This is a genomic window from Streptomyces sp. SP17BM10, from assembly GCF_036322405.1.
Classification (GTDB): domain Bacteria; phylum Actinomycetota; class Actinomycetes; order Streptomycetales; family Streptomycetaceae; genus Kitasatospora.
This window is the reverse complement of record NZ_JAQYXB010000194.1, coordinates 1-337: the sequence shown is the minus strand read 5'-3', so window position 1 is coordinate 337 and position 337 is coordinate 1. Positions and strand designations below refer to the sequence as shown.

Genomic DNA, 337 nt, shown 5'->3' with positions numbered 1-337 from the left:
CGGGTCTCGCACGCGTTCCACTCGCCGCTGATGGATCCGATGCTGGAGGACTTCCGTGAGGTCCTCGATGGGCTGACGTACAACGCGCCGTCGATCCCGCTGGTCTCCAACCTGACCGGCGCGCTCGCCGAGGGCCTGACAGAGCCCGAGTACTGGGTGCGCCACGCGCGTGAGGCGGTCCGCTGCGCCGCCGGCGACCGCACCCTCCACGAGGCCGGCGTCCGCCGCTACCTCGAACTCGGCCCCGACACCGTCCTGTCCGGCCTGGTGCAGGGCGTCCTGGACGACCCGACGGCCGCCGGCACGTGCGTCGTGCCCGCCCTGCACGCGGACCGCG

Annotated in this window: 1 protein-coding gene; it reads left to right on the top strand. The window is 73.6% G+C overall.

All coding sequences use genetic code 11. The annotated features are described in order from the left end of the window. Positions 1-30: 30 nt before the first annotated feature. Positions 31-337: hypothetical protein (locus PUR71_RS00650; RefSeq protein ID WP_329924298.1), on the top strand; the 307-nt coding region annotated here is incomplete at its 3' end.